The sequence below is a fragment of the Agrobacterium sp. 20P9.1.2 genome (assembly GCF_057799395.1).
Genome location: NZ_JBYOKI010000011.1, coordinates 1 through 22,674, shown reverse-complemented (window position 1 = coordinate 22,674; position 22,674 = coordinate 1). Strand labels below are relative to the sequence as shown.

The 22,674-nt window shown below is 56.8% G+C and carries 18 protein-coding genes and 2 pseudogenes; 9 read left to right on the top strand and 11 right to left on the bottom strand.

Features of this window, described 5'->3' with window-relative positions:
- Positions 1-44 precede the first annotated feature (44 nt).
- Positions 45-953 (bottom strand): LysR family transcriptional regulator, encoded by a 909-nt coding sequence (locus AC27VJ_RS21970; protein ID WP_113089566.1) that lies wholly within the window; start codon positions 951-953, stop codon positions 45-47.
- Positions 953-1,948 (bottom strand): LysR family transcriptional regulator, encoded by a 996-nt coding sequence (locus AC27VJ_RS21965; RefSeq protein ID WP_488685884.1) that lies wholly within the window; start codon positions 1,946-1,948, stop codon positions 953-955. The genes AC27VJ_RS21970 and AC27VJ_RS21965 overlap by 1 nt, the downstream gene beginning before the upstream one ends.
- A 71-nt stretch (positions 1,949-2,019) precedes the next feature.
- Between AC27VJ_RS21965 and AC27VJ_RS21960 the strand changes: the two genes are divergently transcribed.
- The 8 genes and pseudogenes from AC27VJ_RS21960 to AC27VJ_RS21925 form a co-directional block, all read left to right on the top strand.
- Positions 2,020-3,402: an MmgE/PrpD family protein gene (locus AC27VJ_RS21960; RefSeq protein ID WP_488685820.1), complete on the top strand. Its 1,383-nt coding sequence runs from the start codon at positions 2,020-2,022 to the stop codon at positions 3,400-3,402.
- Positions 3,403-3,887: 485 nt separating this feature from the next.
- Complete coding sequence (locus tag AC27VJ_RS21955) at positions 3,888-4,946, top strand: LacI family DNA-binding transcriptional regulator (RefSeq protein WP_488685819.1); 1,059 nt, start codon at positions 3,888-3,890, stop codon at positions 4,944-4,946.
- A gap of 5 nt (positions 4,947-4,951) precedes the next feature.
- Positions 4,952-6,553 (top strand): FAD-dependent oxidoreductase, encoded by a 1,602-nt coding sequence (locus tag AC27VJ_RS21950; RefSeq protein WP_488685883.1) that lies wholly within the window; start codon positions 4,952-4,954, stop codon positions 6,551-6,553.
- Positions 6,554-6,602: 49 nt separating this feature from the next.
- Complete coding sequence (locus AC27VJ_RS21945; protein ID WP_488685818.1) at positions 6,603-7,865, top strand: ABC transporter substrate-binding protein; 1,263 nt, start codon at positions 6,603-6,605, stop codon at positions 7,863-7,865.
- A gap of 10 nt (positions 7,866-7,875) precedes the next feature.
- A complete protein-coding gene (locus AC27VJ_RS21940; RefSeq protein ID WP_488685817.1) occupies positions 7,876-8,811 on the top strand; it encodes a carbohydrate ABC transporter permease in 936 nt (311 codons plus the stop codon).
- Positions 8,801-9,643 (top strand): carbohydrate ABC transporter permease, encoded by an 843-nt coding sequence (locus tag AC27VJ_RS21935; RefSeq protein ID WP_113089550.1) that lies wholly within the window; start codon positions 8,801-8,803, stop codon positions 9,641-9,643. The genes AC27VJ_RS21940 and AC27VJ_RS21935 overlap by 11 nt, the downstream gene beginning before the upstream one ends.
- A gap of 16 nt (positions 9,644-9,659) precedes the next feature.
- Positions 9,660-10,712, top strand: coding sequence for an ABC transporter ATP-binding protein (locus AC27VJ_RS21930; RefSeq protein WP_488685816.1), 1,053 nt, complete (start codon positions 9,660-9,662; stop codon positions 10,710-10,712).
- 168 nt (positions 10,713-10,880) lie between these two features.
- Positions 10,881-10,970, top strand: a pseudogene (locus AC27VJ_RS21925) (transposase); the annotation flags it as partial.
- A 578-nt stretch (positions 10,971-11,548) separates the two neighbouring features.
- Here AC27VJ_RS21925 and AC27VJ_RS21920 read toward each other — a convergent pair.
- From AC27VJ_RS21920 to AC27VJ_RS21900, 5 genes are all read right to left on the bottom strand, one after another.
- Positions 11,549-11,923 carry a response regulator gene (locus AC27VJ_RS21920; RefSeq protein ID WP_113089548.1) on the bottom strand — a complete coding sequence of 125 codons (375 nt, stop codon included), beginning with the start codon at positions 11,921-11,923 and terminating at the stop codon, positions 11,549-11,551.
- A gap of 2 nt (positions 11,924-11,925) precedes the next feature.
- Entirely contained in the window at positions 11,926-14,238 is a 2,313-nt protein-coding gene (locus tag AC27VJ_RS21915) for a GAF domain-containing protein (protein ID WP_488685815.1), read from the bottom strand.
- Positions 14,239-14,271: 33 nt separating this feature from the next.
- Positions 14,272-14,697 carry a response regulator gene (locus AC27VJ_RS21910; RefSeq protein WP_488685814.1) on the bottom strand — a complete coding sequence of 142 codons (426 nt, stop codon included), beginning with the start codon at positions 14,695-14,697 and terminating at the stop codon, positions 14,272-14,274.
- An 11-nt stretch (positions 14,698-14,708) separates the two neighbouring features.
- Positions 14,709-15,818: a PAS domain-containing protein gene (locus AC27VJ_RS21905; RefSeq protein ID WP_488685813.1), complete on the bottom strand. Its 1,110-nt coding sequence runs from the start codon at positions 15,816-15,818 to the stop codon at positions 14,709-14,711.
- 393 nt (positions 15,819-16,211) lie between these two features.
- Entirely contained in the window at positions 16,212-17,783 is a 1,572-nt protein-coding gene (locus AC27VJ_RS21900; RefSeq protein ID WP_488685812.1) for a catalase, read from the bottom strand.
- 421 nt (positions 17,784-18,204) lie between these two features.
- Here AC27VJ_RS21900 and AC27VJ_RS21895 point away from each other — a divergent pair, with 421 nt between their 5' ends.
- Positions 18,205-19,185: a 3'-5' exonuclease gene (locus AC27VJ_RS21895; protein WP_488685811.1), complete on the top strand. Its 981-nt coding sequence runs from the start codon at positions 18,205-18,207 to the stop codon at positions 19,183-19,185.
- Here AC27VJ_RS21895 and AC27VJ_RS21890 read toward each other — a convergent pair.
- From AC27VJ_RS21890 to AC27VJ_RS21875, 4 genes and pseudogenes are all read right to left on the bottom strand, one after another.
- Positions 19,106-19,477 (bottom strand): hypothetical protein, encoded by a 372-nt coding sequence (locus AC27VJ_RS21890; protein WP_488685882.1) that lies wholly within the window; start codon positions 19,475-19,477, stop codon positions 19,106-19,108. The genes AC27VJ_RS21895 and AC27VJ_RS21890 overlap by 80 nt on opposite strands.
- A gap of 437 nt (positions 19,478-19,914) precedes the next feature.
- Positions 19,915-20,916, bottom strand: a complete 1,002-nt coding sequence (locus AC27VJ_RS21885; RefSeq protein WP_488685810.1) for a hypothetical protein — start codon at positions 20,914-20,916, stop codon at positions 19,915-19,917.
- 26 nt (positions 20,917-20,942) lie between these two features.
- A complete protein-coding gene (locus AC27VJ_RS21880; protein WP_488685809.1) occupies positions 20,943-21,566 on the bottom strand; it encodes an SIR2 family protein in 624 nt (207 codons plus the stop codon).
- A 13-nt stretch (positions 21,567-21,579) separates the two neighbouring features.
- Positions 21,580-22,302, bottom strand: a pseudogene (locus AC27VJ_RS21875) (Fic family protein); the annotation flags it as partial.
- Positions 22,303-22,674 lie beyond the last annotated feature (372 nt).

Sequence of the window (22,674 nt, the reverse complement as noted above, 5' to 3'; positions counted from 1 at the left end):
CCGTTTGGATGATGGGGCTAATCCAAAAGATCTTTAACGACTTGTTAGGTTTTATCTTTTTGGGAAATGACGATTTGTCGCTTCAGCGCGTCCATGAGCGCTTTTGCAGCAAGAGAGGAAGAGGTGCCGGAAGGAGTGGCCAGTCCGAACTCCTGATTCGACGCAGGAATAAACGGCCGCTGCACGACTGGCAGGTGCCGATAGAGGTTGGCAAAAAAACTACTCAGGATAGCGATGCCCAAGCCGTGGGCGGCGTAAGAGCACGCCGAACTGTTGGTATGTGTCTCGATCTTGACGTTCTGTTTCACACCGGCGCGTTTAAAGGCCTGGTCGAGCAACATGCGGTTCGGTCTCTGGCGACCAATGAGTATCAGCGGCTCGCCGCGCAGGTCCTTGGGCGTGATTTCGGTCGCCGTTGCCAGCGGATGATCTTTCGGGATGACGCACACACTCGATCCAGTCGCCACCTTTTCCATATCAATTCCCGGACCTACCTGATCCTCGTAACGAAGGAAGCCGAAATCGATGACCTTCTGCTCGACCAGCCTTGCGATGCTGGAGGTGGTTTCGAAGAAGGTTTCGATCCGTACTGTGGGATATTCACTGATATAATCAAGCAGCATCGCCGGGGCAAAGTTTTCCCACATGCTGCTTGGCAGACCGATACGCACCAGTTCCGGCCCGGTGGCACCACTGCGCAAATCCTCCGCTAGGCTCGAAAAGCGGTTTAAACCGAGGAGGACCGTTTCCGCATCACGCGCCAGAATGCTGGCCTCTGGTGTCGGAACGAGCCGGCCCTTGTCGCGATCAAACAGCCGCAGGGAGAGATCGGATTCGAGCTGTTGCAAGAGACGACTGACCCCGGACTGGCTGAGGCCCATGCTCTTCGCTGTCGCAATCGTCGATCCCGTCGCAAGAAGGGTCTTCAGCACTTCCAACTGTCTGAAACTGATCATTCGTCCTGCCCCCGTTGTCCATTTTGCCGCGCAGTATCCTGCGTCTCGAACCATTCCTTTAGATACCGCAGAAATGGCACAGCTGATTTGGGTAAAGTGGTTCGATCTGAACTGACGATTGCGTAGTCAACGATGAGTGCTGGTTCAAGCGGGACGAAAACAAGGGGCATGGCCCCATATTCAAGCGCGAGCAACTCGCTGACAATGGCGATACCCAGCCCTTCCGCCGCAAGCGCGCAGGCACAACCGACGGAATGCGCCTCCCTCGCCGGGCGCTGCCGAAGGCCTTGTTTGTAGAATTGCGCCTCTAGCTCATGGCGTATCGGCCGCTCGCGGTTCAACAGGATCAGGTCGTGCGACTTGAGATCACTTACCGTCAACGTCTTGTGCGCGGCAAGCGTGTGATCGGTGTGCATGACGCAAATATTGCGTGAGGGCAGCACATAGTCGTTGCGCAATCCCGGTGTCGGCGAGGGCAGGCGGGTGAAACCAATGTCTGCCTGGCCGTCAGTAACCATCCGCTCGATTGCGACGTAACTCCCAGATGCGACCTCGATCCTGACCGGTCCGTTTTCCACCCTGAAACGTTTGATCAAACGCGGGAGCAGTGTCACCGAAAGGCTTGTGGGAAACGCCAGCCGTAACGGAATTTCGATTGAGCGACCATTTTCCAGCTCTTGCGCTGTCACCTTCAACGCCGTCAGCCGATCCGAAATCGATCTGATTTCCGGCCCCAACGCCAAGCCTTCACGTGTCATGGAGAGCCGGTTCTTATCCCGCTCAAACAACCGCACGCCGAGATAGAGCTCAAGCTGGTGGAGAAGTCGGCTGGCGTTCGACTGGGATATACCTAGATCGGCAGCGGCGGCTATCGTGGAACCGGTAGCGGCAATCGCGTCATAGGCATGAATATGCTTGTTGCTGATGGCTATCTCGTTGTCTCCCATCAATCTCTCTCCCAAAAAACGAATAGGATGACCCTGAAACTGCATAAGATTGCAGGATCGAACGAAGCCTTCCAATAGTACTGCCAAGAGTAGAGACTTGGCAGGGACACTAGGCAATGGCAACAGTGTTGGAAAAAATCGCAACGCATGTGGTTTCAAGAAAGCGCTTCTCTGAACATGCCTGCACGCTTGCACAACAAGCTATCGTGGATACGATCGGCTGCATGATCGCCGGAGTAACCGATCCGGCACCTCGCTCTGTCGTGGCAGCATTTTCCAAAGACATTGGTTCAAACGGTGCTTCAGCTTTATTCACCGGTGGAAGGGCATCACCTTCTATCGCAGCCTTGATCAATGGGACCGCTGCCCATTGTCTGGATTTCGACGACAATTTCCACCCGGCACGCGCCCATGCGTCCGCCGTTCTCGTGCCTGCCTTGCTGGCCATCGCTTCTGCGAACAGCGCTATCTCTGGTAATCAGCTCATCCGTGCCTATCTCGCTGGTCTCGAAGCGCAGGCCGCGGTTGGGTTCGGCGTTAACCCGTCCCATTACAACAGGGGCTGGCACGGCACATCTACCGTTGGCTGCATTGGTGCAGCAGCAGGTGTCGCCGTGCTTCTTGGTCTTGACGACGCGCATGTCGCACAGGCGATGAGTATCGCGGTCAGCCTTGCTTCAGGTCCTAAAGGTCAGTTCGGAACATCCGTAAAACCGCTTCACGCGGGTATTGCCGCGCGTAACGCGGTTGAGGCAGCATGTCTTGCACAGTCGGGAATGACTGGACGACTGGATATTCTAGAGCGAGTCCAAGGCTTTCTGGATTTGTTTGGAGGTGCTGAGGCAACCGGATGGGATGCGCTTTGCCTGGACGAATCCCACATCATCGAAACCCGTGGGTTGGTAACGAAACTTCACCCGTGTTGTGCTTCCACACATCGGGTCATTGATGCTGCGCTTGATTTGCAGATGGAGCACGGATTCTCGCTTGATGGCGTGCAACGCATAGAAACGAAAGTGGGGCGGTCTGCCGTTGACAATCTGGCCTATCCAGAGCCAGCCGATGAGATGCAGGCGCGGTTCTCAATGCCGTATTGTCTCGCAGCCGCACTGAATCAGGGCAGGCTTTCTCTTGCGAACTTCACGCGCGAGGCAATTTTCAGACCGGATATCCGGCGTCATATGTCGAAGGTAACTATGAGCGCCTACAGCGCTGAAAAGGAGCGGGGTGTTGACCGAATCGCTCATCAGGTGACCGTCACATTGGTGGATGGTCGAGCGCTGTGGAGAGAGCGTCTCCATGCCAGAGGTTCATTAGCAGACCCTATTGCAGAGACGGAGCGGAAGTCGAAATTTATTGATTGCTTAAACTGGGCGGGGAGGGCTGACGACGGTTTGTATACTGCCTTGGCCTCTCTGGGTAGAGCTCACTCCGTGGAGAATGCGCTGAGGCAATTTCAAGGGGATGGCGGCAATCTCGAAAGAAAACGAATAGTTTGAAATCACCAGACTTGGCTAAAATATCCACGCTTGATCCGATAATCAGAAATTCGGTTTTCGTAGCAGTAACTGTATTTCCGATGAGGGGCCAAATTAGTATTGGGTTGAAGGTTCGATCCCGCTCAAGAGCGCGAGTTGGAGGTTTTCACCGACGATCAACAGGTAATAGCTTGCTACCATGAGCTCGGATTTCAGGAGCTCTCACGCCGTCCTCACGAGATGACGGCTACGCTTTCGAAAATGCGCATCTGCGCTTGATCGGCTAGCGTGATAGGGGGGCGAGAACCGCCACAATGCAAAGCCGGCGTCTTTTCAGCGCATCTCTATCGAATTTCAAGCCATCCTTTCACCCCAAGTTGCGGTTGCTCGGTGCTGTGCTTGGTTGCGTCATTGATTTTTCGCTTGACAGGAAGGGCCTGTGAACTGCTAATGCGCATTATCAGCTAATACGCATTAGCAAACTATTGCCTTTTGGAAACGGCACCGTGGCAGCAACCAAGCGTCTGACCCAGAACGATATCGCGAAGCTCGCCGGCGTCAGCCAGGCCACCGTTTCGCTCGTGTTGAATGGTGCGCCGACGGCGATCGCCCGCATTCCGGCGGAAACCCGGGAGCGTGTGCAGAAGGTCATCCGCACGACCGGCTATGTCGCAGATCCGATCGCCCGTCGCATGGCCAAGGGTCTCAACCGGATCCTCGGCGTTTTCACTTACGAACCGGCTTTTCCGAGCGCCCAGGCCGACTTCTTCACGCCCTTCCTGCTCGGCATCGAGGAAGAGGCGCAGCAGCAGAACTACGACCTGCTGCTTTTGACCAGCGCCGGCGTCGGCAATAACCGCAAGATCTTTTCCGAAGGCAACCGGCTGCGCATTGCGGACGGTTGCCTTGTGCTCGGGCGCGAATTCGATCGCGCAGAACTTGCCCGACTGGTGGCCGAGGATTACCCGTTCGTGGCGATTGGCCGACGTGAGGACGCTGGCGGACCCGTTCCTTACGTCGGCGGCGACTATGCGTCCGGCACCCGCGCGCTGGTCGAGAAGGCCTGCTCGCTCGGCCATTCGAAACTGGCCTATGTCGGGCCGCAGGGCCCGGCGGAATCCGTTGCCGACCGCTGGCTCGGATACCAGGTGGCGCTGTCGGCCACCGGTGCGCAACAGGCGTTGCATGTCGCCAGCGTCAATCGTCCCGCCGACGAGATCCTCGATGCGATCCTCTCCTCGGGCGCAACGGCTGCCTTCTTCATAGAACTGGCGGACGCTGTACGGGTCGAGATTTTGGCGCGCGAGCGTGGGATTTCGGTGCCTCGCGAACTGTCGATGATCGTGCTCGGCAGTCACATCCGCGCTGGACGCAGCGCGGTGCGCTTCACCTCCTACGAGATTCCCCGTGAGGAGATGGGCCGACAGGCGACCGCTATGCTGGTGACCCGCATCGAGACAGGCGGCATCGGCACTCAGATCCTTCTTCCCTGCGAGCCCGTCGAGGGAGAGACACTGGGACCCTGTCCTTCAGATCCAGCACAAAAAACGGATGGTATAACGTGAAAGAGATGCGAGCAGATATTCTTGTCGTGGGTGGCGGTCTTGGTGGGGTTGCGGCAGCACTCGGTGCTGCGCGCGCCGGCAAACGCGTCATCATGACGGAGGAATATGACTGGATCGGCGGTCAGCTCACCAGTCAGGCCGTGCCGTCCGACGAGCATACATGGGTCGAGCAATTCGGCATCACCCGCTCTTATCGCAAGCTGCGTCAGGGCGTACGTCAGTATTACCGCGATCACTATCCGCTCACCGAAGGTGCCCGCGCCTGGGGCGACCTCAATCCCGGTGCCGGCTGGGTCAGCCGCATCTGTGCCGAGCCGCGCGTCAGCCTTGCTGTCATGGAAAGCATGCTCGCATCTTATCGCGGCGCTGACCGCCTGAAGGTGCTGCAACCCTATCGGCCTGTGGCAGCCGACGTTGACGGCGATACCGTCCGTTCGATTACCGTCCGTCACCGCGACAGCGGCGCCGAGATCGTGATTTCCGCCGACTACATCCTCGATGCCACCGAGCTTGGCGATCTCTTGCCGATGACCGGTGCCGAATATGCCAAGGGGTTCGAGGCACAATCGGATACCGGCGAGCCGAGCGCGGGGGCGCAGGCGCAGCCGGACAATGTCCAAGCCGTGTCGATCTGCTTTGCCATCGACCATGTCGACGGCGACCGGACGATCGACAAGCCGGAGAACTACGACTACTGGAAACAGTATCAGCCGCATTTCTGGGGTGGCCCGATGCTGGGTCTAACCGCCCCACATCCGCGCACGCTGGAGCACACGACCCGCTCCTTCACGCCCAACCCCGATGATGATCCGCTTCTCGTCGATGCCGACCAGCGCAAGGGTGGCGGTGACGAGAATCTCTGGATCTTCCGGCGCATCGCTGCCCGCAAGAATTTTGCACCCGGATTCTACAAGTCCGACATCTGCCTCGTGAACTGGCCGATGATCGACTACATGGACGGCACCATCATCGACGTTTCCAAAGCGGAAAAGGCACGACACCTGAAGTCGGCCGCCGACCTGTCCTATTCGGTCTTCTACTGGCTGCAGACGGAAGCGCCGCGCCTCGATGGCGGACAGGGTTATCGTGGCCTGCGGCTGCGTGGCGACATCACCGGCACCGAGCACGGCCTTGCCATGGCGCCGTATGTGCGTGAGAGCCGGCGCATCAAGCCGGTCACCCGCATCGTCGAGCAGGATCTGTCCTTCACGGTGCGCGGCGAAAAGGGTGCGGTGCGTTACCGCGACAGCATCGGCATAGGCATGTACCGGATCGACCTGCACCCCTCGACTGGTGGCGACAACTATGTCGACGTGCCGTCCTGCCCGTTCGAAATCCCGCTCGGCGCACTTCTGCCGCAACGGATGAAAAACCTAATCCCGGCCGGCAAAAACATCGGCACGACCCATATCACTAACGGTTGCTACCGCCTTCATCCGGTCGAATGGAATATCGGCGAGGTTGCAGGAATGCTCGCCGCCTTCAGTCTCGAAAAGGGCCTGACGCCTCATCAGGTGCAGGCCGACGACAAGCACCTTCACGATTTCCAGGCAGCACTGACCCGCGAGGGGATCGAGATCCGCTGGCCCGAGGTCGCGGCCTATTAAGCCACACTACCATCTGTAGCTCGAACCAATCTTTGGAGGAGGACTGGGAATGCCCTATCACCTGACGTTGAAATCGACTGCCTTCGCGCTCGGCCTTCTGGGACTGGGCGGCATTTCCCAGGCTCAGGACGCCGTGAACCTGCGGATGACCATCTGGAGTGCCAACGAAGCACATCTGAAGCTGTTCAACGAGATCGCCGGCGGCTTCAAGAAAGAGCACCCGAACGTCACGGTGGCCTACGAGTCGCTGCCGTTCGATACCTACACGACGGCTCTGACTACCCAGATTGCCGGTGGCAACGCCCCCGACATGGCCTGGATCTTTGAGACTTCGGCTTACGACTTCGTCAAGTCCGGAGCGCTCTATCCGCTGACCGACACGCTGAAGGCGGCCAAAGGCTATAATCTCGAGGAAGTCAGCGCCGGTGCGACCGAACGCTGGACGCAGGATGGCGCGCTCTATGCCTATCCCTTCTCCACTTCGCCATTTGCGATGTTCGTCAACAACGACGTCATTAAGGCCGCCGGTGCCAAGACCCCGGCCGAGATGATCGCAAGCGGCGAATGGACCTGGGATAACGCCATCGCCACGGCCTCGACCGTCGGCAAATCCGGCAAGGGCGGCCTGGTCGTGCGCGATTTCAACTACCAGAACTGGCAGTACCTGACGTCGGTCTGGAATGGCTGGGGCGCGTCGCCCTGGAGCGAGGACGGCAAGACCTGCAGCATGGCCAACAAGCCGATGGCGGACGCCCTGTCCGTCATTCACGACGCCATCTTCACGAAGAAGGCGATGCCCGGCCCCGGAGAGACCGTCGACTTCTTCGCCGGCAATGCGGCGATGACTATCACGCAGATCAGCCGCGCTTCTTTGCTGCCCAAGGACAAGCCGTTCTCCTGGGATCTCGTGCCGCTGCCGAAGGGCCCGGCCGGGGAGTATGCGCTGATCGGCCAGGCCGGCATCGGCGTCATGCAGTCAGGCAAGAACGCCAAGACGGCGGCGGAGTTCGTTGCCTACATGACCAACGCGGAAAACTCGGCGAAACTCAGCCAGTTCTTTCCGTCGGCGCGCAAGTCGCTGCTGAATGCCGAGGTGCTGAAGAAGACAAATCCGCTGCTCAGCCAAGAGCAGATCGAAAAGGTCGTGATCAACGGCATCGCCACCGGCAAGGTCATGCCCGGTCATAGCGGCTTTGCCCAGATCCAGCAGATGGTGCGCTCAAACCTCGATGCCGTCTGGCGCCCGGAAGCGGACGTTCCCGGCACGCTGCAGAAAATCTGCGGCCAGATCGGCCCGCTCTTGAAGCGCTGAGGAGATCGCCATGGCTGTCGCGCAGCATCATCACAAAACGTCCAAGACCGGCGCACCGCCGCCGTTCTGGACGATCGCGCGGCGCGACAGCCTCGCCGGCTTCCTGTTCATCGCGCCGCAACTGATCGGCATCATCACCTTCGTGCTGGTGCCACTCGGCCTGGTGTTCTGGTATTCGCTGCATGAGTGGAACGTGCTCGCCAACACGTTCACCTTCACCGGCAGCCAGAACTACCGGATGGTGCTTGAAGATACCAACCTGCTCGAGGTGCTTGGTGCCACGGCCATTTTCTCGGTCGGTCTCGTCGTGCTCAACATGTCGCTGGCGCTGCTGCTCGCCGTCCTGCTCAACCAGAAGCTCGCCGGCATCGCCGTCTTCCGCACGCTGTTCTTCTCGCCGGTCGTGGTCTCGCTGGTCGCCTGGACGATCGTCTGGAGTTTCCTCCTGCAAAAGAACGGCGGCATCAACGGCATGCTGCTAATGGTCGGCATCGAGGGCCCGAACTGGCTGCGCGAGGAGGTGACCGCGATGATCTCGGTCATCGTCGTGCAGGTGTTCAAGAATGTCGGGCTCAACATGATCCTGTTTCTCGCAGCCCTGCAGGGCGTGCCGAAGGAGCTGTACGAAGCGGCCCGCATCGATGGTGCGCCTGCGTTCAAGCAGTTCCGGCGGATCACCCTGCCGCTGATCAGCCCGACCATCCTCCTGACCTCGATCATCACCATCGTCGGTTCGCTGCAGGTGTTCGCGCAGATCGCGGTCCTGACCCAGGGCGGCCCCGGCCTCTCGACCACTGTGCTGGTCTATTACCTCTACCAGCAGGCCTTCCAGTTCCACTATTTCGGCTACGGCGCGACGCTCTCCATCCTGCTTTTCGTCATCGTCGCCGTCCTGACCTTCGCCCAGTGGCAGATGCGCAAGAGGATCGTGTTCTATGAAAACTGACCTTTCGGCGCGCATGCGGGTGGCGCTATACGGCCTGATGTGCGTTCTGCTTATTCCGTTCGTCTTTCCGACCTGGTGGATGGTCACCTCGTCGATCAAGCCGATCAGCGACATTTTTGCCTTTCCGCCGCAGTTGATCCCGCAGAACTACGACTGGACGACATACTCGAAAGTCTTTGAACTGCAGCCTTTCGTCCAGCAGTACTGGAATTCGGCCTATATCGCCGCTGTCGTCACCATCGGTACGATGGTTGTGTCGTCGATGGCCGGCTACGCCTTCGCGCGGATCAGATTTCCCTACGCAGATACGATCTTCATGATCGTCCTGCTCGGCCTCCTGATCCCTTCGGAGGTGACAATCGTGCCACTCTTCCAAATGTTCCTGAAGGCCGGCATGGTCAACACCCATTGGCCGCTGATCCTGGTGCCGATCTTCGGCGCACCGAGCGTGTTCGCCACCTTCGTGATGCGGCAGTTCTTCGTGACGCTGCCGACCGAACTGGAGGAGGCAGCCCGCGTCGATGGTCTCGGCCGTTTCAAGATCTTCCGCAAGATCGCGCTGCCGCTGGCAAAGCCGGCGCTCGCCTCGGTCGCGATTTTCACCTTCCTGCACTCGTGGAACCTGTTTCTGGAACCGATTGTGTTCCTGTCTAGTGCCGACAAGTTCACGCTGCCGCAGGCACTGACGCAATACACCGATGCATATGGGGGGCCGATGTGGAACATCCAACTCGCCGCTGCCACGCTGACAGCGCTGCCCGTCCTCATCGTCTTCATTATCGCTCAGAAGCAGTTCGTCGAAGGACTGGCGCACACCGGCCTGAAGGGCTAAACAACGGGATCCCATTATGGCTCAGGTCACTCTTTCCGATATCCGCAAGAGCTATGGCTCCGTCAACGTCATCCATGGTGTCGATCTCGGCATCAACGACGGAGAGTTCGTTGTGCTGGTCGGTCCGTCCGGCTGCGGCAAGTCCACCCTGCTGCGGATGATCGCTGGGCTCGAAACCATCACCGGCGGCACGCTCGATATCGGCGGTCGCATCGTCAACGATCTCGATCCGAAGGATCGAGATATAGCGATGGTGTTCCAGAGCTACGCGCTCTATCCGCACATGACGGTGGCCACCAATATGGGCTTTTCGCTGGAGCATCGCGGCGGGAGCAAGGCCGAGATCACGGAGCGGGTGAACTGGGCGGCAGGAATTCTCGGCCTCGAAGCCCTGCTAGACCGCTACCCGCGCCAACTGTCCGGCGGACAGCGCCAGCGTGTGGCGATGGGGAGGGCGATCGTTCGCAATCCGCAGGTCTTTCTCTTCGATGAGCCGCTGTCGAATCTCGACGCCAAACTGCGCGTGGTCATGCGCGGCGAGATCAAGTCGCTACACCAGAAGCTGAAGACCACGACCGTCTACGTGACCCACGACCAGGTCGAGGCGATGACCATGGCCGACCGGATCGTCGTTCTGAACGGCGGAAGGGTGGAGCAGATCGGCGCACCGCTCGATCTCTACGATCGCCCCGCCAACCGTTTCGTTGCCGGCTTCATCGGCTCGCCTTCAATGAATTTCCTCGAAGGAACGATAACCTCGCATGGCTTCGCCACGGCCGGTGCTACCCTGCCATTGCCGGATTCGGCCCAAAGCCACGTCGGCCGCCCGGTAATCTTCGGCATCCGGCCCGAACATCTCCAGCTGGATCCGGCGGGAGTCCCGGCCGAGGTATTGCTTGTCGAGCCCATGGGCGCCGAGACGCAGGTCACGATGACGCTTGGCAACACTCAGGTCATCGGCGTGTTTCGCGAGCGTGTCGCGCTGTCTCCGGGTTCCGTCATCACCGTGATGCCAGACGCTGCGGCCATCCATCTGTTCAATGCGGCCAGCGGCCAGCGGCTCGAATAGGTCAGCGGACATAACGACAATTGAGAGAAGGACAGCAGTCTGAGTTCACATTCGCGAACAAGGGTGACGCGGGCAGACGTCGCACTTCAAGGCAGAGCCGCGCCTTTTGACCTTGCCCCGCAGGACTAATTCATTTCGAAATAAGTTCGTGCGCATTGGGAGCATCAGATAACTAAGCGCAACCGTTTCACGGTCCAACAGATTAACGGCATAATGAGGGAACACGAGGCAGGCACGCGGGTCTCTGAATTCTGCCGATATGTTGCACGTTTCCGGTTCTCCGGAAGGTGTCTATGGTTCGAGTCAATTCAAGGCGAGTGCATTGCTATCACACTTTTAACGGCACGTGGTTTTACGCCAATATAGTTTGTTTATAGAAGAAAAAGCTAGCAACTCGGAGCACTGGTTGCGTGGTCAGCCAAGCGAACCAGACGATCAAAAGCGAGTTCCGGTTCTGTGCCAACTAGGCCGGATTTGCTTACCGCCGTCAGCCGCGCCTCTTCACTCTAAGGTCTGCGAAAGGCGGGCGGCTGAGGAGGTTTGTGCCCTGTCGGACACAACAATTCGATCAGCGATGCTGCCCTTGACGGTACACTATCAGTCATTTTTATCCGGACACGATTGCCAGCCGATAAAATCGGTTGGGCCGCGTAGCGTTCGACCGCCTTGGCGATCGTCGTATTGGGCAAATCGGGGATCTTTAATCGTCGACAACACCGCACCGCGCTCGGCATGATGCGCGTTTTTCTATGACTATGAGCATAGGGAATGTTTGCCAGCGAGCTTTTGATGGTTTCCAGGTATTCGTCCGCATCCCCAACGCAGGTGCACTGGACCTATCCAAGCATCTGCCGTATCGTCTCGACAATTGCCTCTTCCCGGTAAGGCTTCGCAAAAAATACAGTTTCGGCTGGGATTTGATCTGCAGGATCCACGATGTGTCCTGAAACCACGATCACCTTGATCGGCGGCCATCTGTCACGAATAATAGCCGCAAGGCGCATACCATCGACGCCGCGCGGCATATCCACATCGGTGAACACGACACGGATGTCAGTCCGTACCTCCAAAATGGCCACAGCCTCTGTCGCATCTGCCGCAGCAACCGCTTCATATCCTGCTGCTTCTACCAGATCGACAGCAGCCAAACGCAACAGCGGCTCGTCTTCCACCACCAGAATAATCCCGACGTTTCTTTGAACGTTAGCCATTTTCAAGATTGCCTCAACTGCGAAACCAGTGCCTGCATCGTCACGCGCAATCCATCCGGACTGTAATCCACCTCGACCCCACCTGTTCCCATCAAGCCGAGACGTATCAGTTTCGATCCAAACCCTTTTCCGGACGGTGCAGCCACAGGGGGCCCTTTACTCTCGTTCCAACGAAGAAGTAGCGCAGACTCTCCATTTGCTTCTTCAGTTTTCCAACTGACGGTGACAGCGCCAGACTCGTTAGACCAAGCTCCATACTTCAAAGCGTTGGTGCCAAGTTCGTGCATCAGAAGGGCCAAGGATAGCGCAGAGCGCGGTCCAAGCTCCAAGTCTGGACCTGATATGGAATACCGTTCGGGCAAAGACAGCTGACTGAGAACGGAATCAATAACTGCCACCATACGCGCCGACGACCAGTCTTGGCCTAGTAACACCTCGTGTGCCTTGGACAGAGCATGGAGACGGTTGGTAAAAGCATCGACCGGTCCTCGATCAGTAACGGGCCGCAGAGTTTGGGTCGCAATTGCCTGAACCATCGCCATCGTGTTCTTCAAGCGATGACTGATTTCGTGGTTTAGAACTTGTTGTTCTTGCTCTGCGCGGATTCGAGAAATCGCCTCTCGCGTCCGATCAGCAATGGTGCGCACAAAATCGCGCTCGTCCATTGTGAAATCATGGGGCTTATCATAATGAACGAACATAACTCCAACAAACGCGCCGCGCTCGATAATTGGGACATTTACGAGTACTGAGATCCCGATCAAATGAAACAGCTCCGCTGACGCCGATGTCCGAGGGTCTTTTGCAACGTCCGGAATAATGACCATTTCGCCGCGCTTGAGGTTCTCGATGTACGACCCATAGTCCCGGAATTGGTGCAGACCTGTAACGGTAGATACACCATGCGCACACCAATCTGGCAGCATCTCCACGGTTTCGGCAATTGGGTCTACGACGCCGTAGCCTGCTCTCGTAGCGCCCGTCAGGTTGCGCGCCATAAGTTCGGCCGCCACAAATGCAACATGGGCAACGTCGTCGAGTTCGCGTATTTTATCTCCGAGCTCGAGAAATGCCATTTGCCGGTCTTCGGCGAGTTTTTGCGAGGTTGCATTCCGTGCCACTTTGATGAACCCCGACATCGGTGAAGCACCACGGTTTGAAAACGGTCGGACTGTTCCATCAAGGAAAACCATCGATCCGTCAGCGCCTTGGTGCCATCGCCGATCGACTGCCACGCCTTCAACTGCGGCCTTACGCAGTTCTGCTGCAGGGATGTTTGCTGCGCGATCTTCGGTAGTGAAGATCTCTGCGAAAGGCCGCCCGAGCATCTCGGCTTCCGACCAACCGAAGGTTTCCTGCGCACCACCGAACCAACTGCTGATCCGTTGTTCATCATCTAATGTCAGGATTATATAGTCTTTCGCGCCTTCAACAATGAGCCGTAGCTTAGTCTCGCTATCCTGAAGTGCCTCGACCGCATGCATGCGGTCAGTTACCTCCACGAAGATGATAACAAATCTGTCATTGCCGGTCGCTTGCACATATCCATCGAACCAGCGACCAAGCGAGCCGACTTTTCGCGTGAACCGCTTATTCTGGCCGCTTTCTACCACGTCAGAAACGTCGGATATCCACTCGTTCTCAAAACTTGGAAAAATCTCACGCATCGTCCTGCCCGATACGTTTTGATCAGGGTAGCATACCAGTTCGCTCCAGGCAGGGTTAACTGTTTCATATCGCCAATCGATGATCTTGCCGTCTGCATCCCGAACCACCGAGCCTATGACGATGCCTTCTTCCAGCTGCTCAAAAAGGGAACTCCACCGGCGCTCGGACAAAAAGGTGGCAATCTGGTTCGAGACCACCTTGCCGATCCGTCCGAGCAGCTCAAGTTCGTCGTTAGTCCAGGTCCTCGGTTTGCCATCGATCGCAGCCAGTGCCCCAATCACTAGACCGCCCGGCATTGTAACTGGTACTCCCATGTAGGAGATCACTCCGAGATCAGTGATAGCCAAATTGTCTCTTACAAGATCATGGATCGTCGCGTCACCAATGATCAGAGGCTGCTCGTCGCGGACGACGTGTTGACAGAAAGAATGCGTCAGAGGGGTTTCGGCCGCCTCGGCCCATTTTTCCGGCAATCCCAGATGTGCTATGAAAACCTGGCGATCTTTATCAAGAATAGAAACCAGCGCCACGGGACAGTTTAGCCCTGCCTTCACGACCTCGATGATGTCCTGAAATTCAGACTGGATAGGAGCATCTAGTAGACCTGAATTTTGAACAGCGCCGATGCGCTCCGATGTTGAACTCACTTGGTTTCCTTAACCGCGCGGACGCGGAGTTGATCACGCGGCAAGAGAGGCGAGGACAGCGGGTGAAAGAACAAGGCTTGGCGGCGGAACGGGCGACATCGGGGTTCCCTCGACGATGCTTTGGAGAAATTGCATGGCGTTTTGCAACCCGTTCATCGTGTAAGGCTTCTCGATTGCGCCAATTGCTCCGGCGAAGTCTTCGGGAATGCGTTTGATGTTACCAGACACGAAAACGAAGGGTATTGTCCTAGCGGTAAGGTAACGACCCACATCGATACCCGTTGGACCATCAAGCAATTGGATATCAACAAACGCAAAATGAGGTGAAGTGCTGCCAATGAGATCGATTGCTTCCCGGCTATCAGCAGCTGTCCCGACAACAAGATGGCCGGCGTCCTCCACTTCGCTTTCCAGTTCCATAGCTAGCAGGACTTCGTCCTCGACAATTAAGATATTCAAGGATAATCCTCTTATTCTTTCACGGAAAGCGTGACGCTGACGTCAGTGCGGCGACCGCTAACCTCACGGTCGATCTTTGCACGAAGTTGCAGGAGACACGCCTCAAGCATCTTCTGGCCGAACTCGGCCTCTTCTTTGTCAACATCCACTGGGAAAATGATATCAACCAAGCGGATCAAAAAGTGCCCGTTAAGCCGCCTGATCTCCAGGTGAATCTCGCCGCCACCATCACCCAGCCCTCTGCGGATGGCGTCGCCGACGAGCTCATTGATGATGAGAGCCAACGGAGATGCCTTGGTCGCCGGGACGACCACCTCATGCAGATCCGTCGTCAGCCGTATGTCGGAGCGCTTGAGCGCACTTATCTTGTCTAGAATTAATGTATTTGCGAAATCGGCGACGTCGAAATAGCCGACTTCTTCGTCGTTCGATAGCTTACGCTGGACGGTACTGAGCGCTTCGACTCGATTGAGCACTGACATCAGTGTCCGCTCCACGACCTCATTTTCCGTCATTCGCGCCTGAAGTTTCACGATCGATGCTATAGTCAGGAGATTGTTTTTCACCCTATGGTCGACCTCGTGCATCAAGGTCGTCTTGGCGCGAAGGGCGTCTGTTAAATCCACTGTGCTCATCGCCACTGCTTCCTCGGCGATATGACGTGCCCGTGCGAGCTCCGCTTCCTTGCTTTTGATATTCGTAAAGTCGAGTTGCGATGCAAAGAAATAGATCACGGTTCCCGAAACATCGCGAACTGGACTGACAAAAAGAGCATTCCAGAACTCTGATCCGTCCTTTTTGTAATTGAGAATGTCAATCGAAAGATCCTTCTCCGCCGCAATAGCGTCGCGGAGCTCCTGCACCGCCTCCGGATCGGTATCTTGCCCCTGAAGGATGCGGCAGTTCTTGCCGATCAACTCCTCGTCGGAGTAGCCGGTTAGTCTGCAGAATGCCGTGTTACAGAAGATGATAGGATTGTCTGCCTGACGCGGATCAGTAATGATCATGGGCATACGGGTGGCTTTGAATGCCGCCGCGAATGGATCTTCAGCAGCGTGCCCATCAACCAGGCGATTTCCGGCGTCTCTGGCGTCCTGCCGGGTATTGGTGTCATCTGTCATGAGGGGTCCTGATTTTGCGGCATACAATAATGCGGGCTTAAAATTTTGGTTCCACATCGCAAATAGCCCGCGTTAAAAATCTGTCCTCATATGGCGATCCAATTGGACGACGAGGCCTCTTTCAAGATTGGCACGACTGTTTAAATATTGTCCAAGCTCATAGTCACAAGTGCGCAGATCACGAGATGCCATCACATCAACATCATCACGCCGAACGCCAATCATGACGTCTGTTGTCAGCGCAAATTTTCAAGTGAAAAAGAGGTAGTTTTCGAATAACGGATCGCCGCTATGCTTACTTTTCAGTACCGCTTCTCTGGAAATGCTGTGGGAAGCGGTACTGACGACCATCAAGTTGGAATCAGTTTTGCGGGCATCACCTCGCTTTTCCAATCAGGCTTTTTTTATGTCACCCTTGGCAACCGACGATGTCGGGGGAATACCTTGATATCCTGATATTGATTCAGCGCTTGCCATCCCTGGAGCGCCCGAAGTGCCTCCGAGCAAATCGCGAGTTGCTTTCTCAATCCGATCACCAACATCTTTGTCGACATTGCGCCAGTAATTGAACGAGCGTTCCAAGATTGGCTCGCTCACCCCGTCCGCGAGATGGCCCGAGACATTTTTGACGAAACGTTCCCGTTGCGCATCGTCCATTACCTCGCGCACGAGCGCGCCCGGCTGGCTCCAGTCGTCATCATCTTCTCGCAATGTATAAGCTGCCCGCACCATTTCGCCATCTGCGAACCAAGTCGCCTCTCCTCCCGTTTCCGGCTGTGCCCCAGGGCCACCATAGGAATTAGGAGCATAGACCGGATCAAGGGCATTCACCGTCCTGCCGCGTCCTGCGCGGGAATAAGAATGCACTTCCGCCGCCTTCGCCTGATTGACGGGAATTTGCTTATAATTCACTCCAAGGCGAGCACGGTGTGCGTCAGCGTAAGAAAAACCGCGTGCTAGAAGCATCTTGTCTGGGCTGAGCCCGATGCCAGGAACCATGTTGTTTGGTTCGAATGCCAGCTGCTCGATCTGGGTGTCCCAATCCACCGGATTCGTGTCGAGAGTAAGCTTGCCTACCTCCATCAGCGGGTAATCTTCGTGCGGCCATGTCTTGGTGAGATCGAACGGATTGATCCGGTATGTTTTTGCATCGTCAAACGGCATCACCTGAAACTTTAGGGTCCAACTTGGGAATTCGCCTTTGGCAATGTGATCGAACAGGTCGCGGCGGTGGTAATCTCCGTCCTGCCCGGCCATCGTGTCAGCCGCGTCTTGCGTTAGATGCGCGTTGCCGTCGCCCAGATCGGTGTGGAAGTGCCACTTGACCCAATACTTGTCGCCCCCATCGTTTATGAGCATATATGTGTGGCTTCCATAGCCGTTCATCTCGCGCCAGTTTCTTGGTACGCCACGATCACCCATAAGATATGTGACCTGATGCGCACTTTCTGGGCTCAGCGTCCAAAAGTCCCACTGCATGTCATGGTCGCGCAGTCCGTTGTCGGCCCGGCGCTTTTGGCTTCGGATGAAATGCTGGAACTTCATGGGGTCGCGAATGAAGAAAATCGGCGTGTTGTTGCCGACCATGTCGAAGTTACCGTCCTCTGTGTAGAACTTCACCGAAAAACCACGCGGGTCTCTCCAGGTGTCGGGACTTCCACGCTCACCCGCTACGGTAGAGAAGCGAACTGCTGTCTCCACCTTTGCTCCGGGTTGAAGAAATTTTGCTTTGGTGAATTTTCTGACGTCGTTCGTCACTTCGAAATGGCCGAAAGCGCCGCTACCTTTGGCATGGGGTTGCCTTTCGGGAATTCGCTCACGGTTGAAATTCGCCATCTGCTCAATGAGATAGTGATCGTTCAGGACGATGGGGCCATTTGGTCCTATTGTCAGTGAATGCTCATCGCTTTGTACAGGTATGCCTGCATCGGTTGTTGTGCGGGGAGCGGATTTGTTCTCGTCCATAAGCGTGCCCTCGAAGTTTTAATTGGGGTAGCACAACAAACGGCAGGGTGGGCGCTAGGTTCCACTTCGCACAGTGGAAGCGACCGCAGCTGATCAAGCCAGGATCAGATGGCACGTGATGTTTCAAGTGGTCTCCCGCACTAAAAGCTGCTGATCCCAGTTTACGGTTTTTCCGCCAAGGCGTTTTAAGTTTCAAATTGATCGCGGGTAATGCGAACCGAATTGGCAACTCCTACTACAGTTGACGTACCTTTTAATGGTGAACGGGTCAGTCCAAATATCAAAGAGCTTTCGCGGCCTAGGCTCGAATTTAACGCTATTCGCTAGCGTGGCTGGATCGCATCCTCAACAAACAAGGTTGATCTGCTGGTGGTACCGTGTTTGAAGGGAGAAAATTGGCGAGGGGGCTACGACAGCGCGAATGGCAGAACAATTCGATATGTTTTCGGAGCAGGCTCCGCGGGATCAAGTGGTCACGCGAGATGCCTCCAAATCCGCCAAGGTCGAAAAGCATGCCATCCCGATGAGTGAAGAGGAGATGGTCCGTCATCTGTCGGACACCGGCCGCTATCGGATACTGCAGAAACTGACCCCACGCGCGGTTTCACGATTTGCACGTCCGGAGTACCCCCTCAAGGGCATCATTCTCGATACCGAGACCACGGGCCTCAATGCCCAAAAAGATGAAATAATAGAGATTGGCGTGATCGCTTTCACGTTTGATGCGACTGGAAACATCGGTGATGTGACAGGCATCTACGGTGGGCTTCAACAGCCGAGCATTTCCATCCCGCCTGAGATCACCAAGCTTACCGGGATCACAGATGATATGGTAGCCGCGCAGTCAATCGATATCGCTGCGTTGAAGGGCCTGATTGAACCGGCCGATCTGTTGATCGCTCACAATGCCGGTTTCGACCGGCCATTCTGCGAGGCATTTTCTCACCTGTTTTCTGGCAAGGCCTGGGCTTGCTCCAACTCGGAGATCGACTGGTCGTCGCGGGGATATGAAGGCACCAAGCTCGGATATCTGATCGCGCACGCGGGCTACTTCCACGATGGTCATCGCGCTGTCGATGATTGTTTTGCGCTTTTGGAGGTCTTGTCTCGTAAGGTAGAAGGGTCCGCTTTCACAGCTTTCGCTGAACTCTATGAAGCAAGCCAGAGGGCGTGTGTTCGCGTTTTTGCGGAGAACAGTCCCTACGACATGAAAGACCACCTTAAGGCGCGAGGCTATCGCTGGTCCGACGGAAGCGATGGGCGACCCAAGTCCTGGTGGATCGAAGTTGGAGAAGAATCGATCGACGCTGAACTGCGTTACCTCAGAGATGAAATTTACCGCCATCCGGACGTAGATCCACCAACCAGACACCTATCAGCATTCGACCGGTTTCGGGCTTGATATCGCCTTGCTGGACCATGCCTTGAGCGCAGGACCACCTGGGGCCTCGTCGCTTATCAGACGTGAGCAAGGTCCACAACCAAGTCATCGAAACGACGTCGATGACCTTGTTGACCGCCTTTGCAGGTAACCTTCGCCGAGCGAGGTGGAAACCGTTCAGCTCGCCCGGCGGCATCTGCACATCCGTAAACAGAAGCTGAATGTCTTCGCCGTGTTTCTGGAGGACCAACAATGCCTCCTCGGCGTTCGCCGCTCCCAGCACCCTGAAGCCAGCGTCTTCCAGGATATCCATCGCGTTCATTCTGATGAGGCCATCATCATCGACTACGAGATCGTACGGTGTGTTTTCGTCGGACACGGTTGAGGTCGAGGTACCTAAGACCGCGCGAAATGTCGAGCAGCCAAAAGCGATTGAGGTCGATGTACCCAGTTCAGGACCCGCCGCTGTCGCATCCGCTCAGACCGCAACGCCTCAACCGCTGTCGGAAGCATCGACCCAGACCGTTGAAAGCCAGCCTCCCGCATCGTCTAGCAACGGCACGGCGGTCGTTACGATGTTGGGCGTGGCTGGGATGGCAGTCTTTCTCGTGCGCAGGAAGAGACGACGCGTGAAGTTAGCTCGCCACGCGGCTCCCTCGACCCAAACGCCTATACCGAAGCGGTCGTTATGTCCGCTAGATCTACCTCGAGCGTGAACCTGAATGTCGCTTCTGAGGCAAAACGCACAACCTATTCCGCGCCGCCCTCCAGCGGTGTGCGTATAAAGACCGAAGCCACAATCCCTCCATCGGATCCGAAGAAGCTTGCGGAGGAAGGGAGGCCGATATTCGGAGGATAAGGCTCGAAGCCGCACCACCACTTTCCATCGACCTGTTCCAGCTTGAGCTGGACACCCTCCTGAAACGGGAAGCCGAGCTTGGGCACTGTGCCAAACAGACTGGTGCCGTAGGCATCGCGCAGCCGGGATAGGGTTTGTTGCTGACGCCGCGTTCGATCAGGATCATCGCCGTCGTGCGGTGTTGCAACGACGAGCGAATGGCCCGAACGCCTGTAGCGTGGGATGAGCGGGCGCTGTCGGGCGAGAGATCGCACGAGCGTGTCGTAGAGCAAGCCCGTCGCCCAGCTATCAGCAACCGGATCTAGGTCAATCGTTCCAGCGAGCGATGGGCCAAGCGGAGCCAAGCCATCCAGGATTTCCTGGTCACGCCCGAACACCGCTAGCTCACGCCCCAAAGCGGCCGCCGTCGCCCGACATCCCTTCGCCTTGAAGATCTCGCGCACCTCTGCCGATGTTGTCGGTTGGCTCAACCTGATGCGCCTGGCCGCGGTCGGCATCGATTGGAGCAGAATCGCCGAATAGCGCAGCACCGGGAATGCGCGGGCTTTGGCATTTGGAATCTGAACGGGGACGAGACGCGGCGTAGGTCGCCCTTCCATCACCCGATCAAGAAGCGGCTTGGGTAAATCGGTTACCTTGATGATATCGGCAGCCAGTTCGTCGAAGGTCGCGCACTCAACGACGGCCACATCCACGCCAGCCGCTCCGGCGCGCTCTAGGAATTCGATCACTGCGGGCAGTAAACGCGAAGCTGACGACGTGAGCCAGTACAGTCCGTTCGGAAATGGCGAAGGCGCATCGAGAACCGTGTTCAGCGCCTCCATGATCGAAGCGTCGCGTCCGCTGTAGCCGACGAAGATCATTCCGAAGCGCTTGCCGGATTCCACCAGCACATGCCGTATCCGGGCGTCCTGTTCCTCTAGTTCCGATCCCGTGTTCTTAATCGCGATCGACTGATATCACCGTGGAGCTTAGCGACCAACGGCCAGTCCGATTCATTGAGGCACCGCATGGCACGGTCGGCGGAATCGATCGCCGCCACAGTTGGTCGGTTCTGGCCGTCTATCGGAAGGATCGCATTTGCAGAATGCGCCGACTCCTCGATAAGCGGATCGAAGTTCGTGGTGAAAACGCTATCGACCTTGCCAGCAGCCATAAGACTGCCAAGCACCTTATGTCCAAAACAGGGAGTACCCTTGGAGATCGCATCGTCTATATACTGTCGGCGATGCCGAGCCTCTGGATAGACCGCTTCGAAGGCCTTGGCATATTCTGTAGGATCACCGTCAGGTGGCAACAGCGAGTTTTGGCGGAAAAAGGCATCGATCCTGTCGATCCAGATCGGGTCAGCGGTATCGATCTCGCGCTTTGACAGGTTTGTTTCGCGGCAAAAGATTTGCGCCTTGAAATCGCGGATCATGGCATAGCCAGTCGGAATGCCGGAGGCGGCCGATGCACCAGCACCGAGAAACCATGCCACGAGGTTTGGCCTGAGATCGAAGGCGGTCGCGAATTGTGCGGCGGATATAGTTTTTATCGGCACGGACTCCCCCCTTTTAAGCCGTCGTGGGGAGCGGGTCGGTTCCCTCGCTCAAGATGGCGAGATATCGCCGGTAACTGAACACGCGCCCCCGTTTACGGCCGGTGATTTCTTCGACGATGCCGAACCGTTCAAGATCGGCGAGCGCGGCATTGACCGTGGGGGCTGAGAGACCTGTTTGCTGAACGAGTTGGTTGGCCGTCAGGAACGGGTTTTGCTGAAACAGATCGTGGATACGCAGCGCGGAGCCGGCCCGGTCGCTCTCTGTCGTGATCCGCTCGCGGTCTTCCTTGAACAGATCGACAATTCGGGTGGCGGCCTCGAATGCCTGATTGGCCGTATCTGCAACACCGGCAAGAAAGAAATCGAGCCAGGCTTCCCATGCCCCGTGCTCGCGCACCTCCTGAAGCAGGCGGTAATAGTCGGCGCGATGCGTTTTAAGGTAGAGGCTCAGATAGAGCAGCGGCTTGCGCAGCACACCGTTGACGCAGAGGTACAGCGTCACCAACAAGCGACCGATCCTGCCATTGCCATCAAGGAACGGGTGGATGGTCTCGAATTGCACGTGCAGCAGCCCGGCCTTGATCAGGGCAGGCAGACGCGAGCCGTCCTCGTGCATGAAGCGCTCAAGGGCATCGAGACAAGCATCCATCTCGGTCGGCGGTGGCGGCACGAACAGTGCGTTGGCTGGACGTGAACCACCGATCCAGTTCTGAGACCGGCGAAACTCGCCGGGATTTCCCCCGCAACAGGGGTCTCTACAAAGCGGCCTAGCCGGAGGTTGGATGTTGATTCGGGCATGCCACATTATGCGAACGCGGCCTTATTTAAGCAATCAGCTTTTGGCTTAAATAGTGGGTGAGCTAAGATAAGCGCTCTTAAATAAGGGCGCACACCATCATCGGTAGGCACACCCAAAAAATTCATGGCAGTCCCCTTTCAGCGGCGGTAGCGCCGTCGACTGTGTTCGCTAAATAGTCCGTCCTCGACGACACGGACGATAGCGCGTCATCCGTAAAGATCATTCATTGTTGCCGCCGCTGAGATGTCAGGATTTATAGTAGAAACGGCGGTGATCGACGGTGCGTATGCTACTTGGTGACGTTGCGGC

Bases quoted from the DNA above. Each gene is read 5' to 3' on its own strand.
- AC27VJ_RS21960 (WP_488685820.1), top strand. From the start codon at position 2,020: ATGGCAACAGTGTTGGAAAAAATCGCAACGCATGTGGTTTCAAGAAAG.
- AC27VJ_RS21965 (WP_488685884.1), bottom strand. From the start codon at position 1,948: ATGCAGTTTCAGGGTCATCCTATTCGTTTTTTGGGAGAGAGATTGATG.
- AC27VJ_RS21900 (WP_488685812.1), bottom strand. From the start codon at position 17,783: ATGGACGAGAACAAATCCGCTCCCCGCACAACAACCGATGCAGGCATA.
- AC27VJ_RS21950 (WP_488685883.1), top strand. From the start codon at position 4,952: ATGCGAGCAGATATTCTTGTCGTGGGTGGCGGTCTTGGTGGGGTTGCG.
- AC27VJ_RS21890 (WP_488685882.1), bottom strand. From the start codon at position 19,477: ATGGATATCCTGGAAGACGCTGGCTTCAGGGTGCTGGGAGCGGCGAAC.
- AC27VJ_RS21940 (WP_488685817.1), top strand. From the start codon at position 7,876: ATGGCTGTCGCGCAGCATCATCACAAAACGTCCAAGACCGGCGCACCG.
- AC27VJ_RS21930 (WP_488685816.1), top strand. From the start codon at position 9,660: ATGGCTCAGGTCACTCTTTCCGATATCCGCAAGAGCTATGGCTCCGTC.
- AC27VJ_RS21895 (WP_488685811.1), top strand. From the start codon at position 18,205: ATGGCAGAACAATTCGATATGTTTTCGGAGCAGGCTCCGCGGGATCAA.
- AC27VJ_RS21945 (WP_488685818.1), top strand. From the start codon at position 6,603: ATGCCCTATCACCTGACGTTGAAATCGACTGCCTTCGCGCTCGGCCTT.
- AC27VJ_RS21920 (WP_113089548.1), bottom strand. From the start codon at position 11,923: ATGGCTAACGTTCAAAGAAACGTCGGGATTATTCTGGTGGTGGAAGAC.
- AC27VJ_RS21935 (WP_113089550.1), top strand. From the start codon at position 8,801: ATGAAAACTGACCTTTCGGCGCGCATGCGGGTGGCGCTATACGGCCTG.
- AC27VJ_RS21905 (WP_488685813.1), bottom strand. From the start codon at position 15,818: ATGACAGATGACACCAATACCCGGCAGGACGCCAGAGACGCCGGAAAT.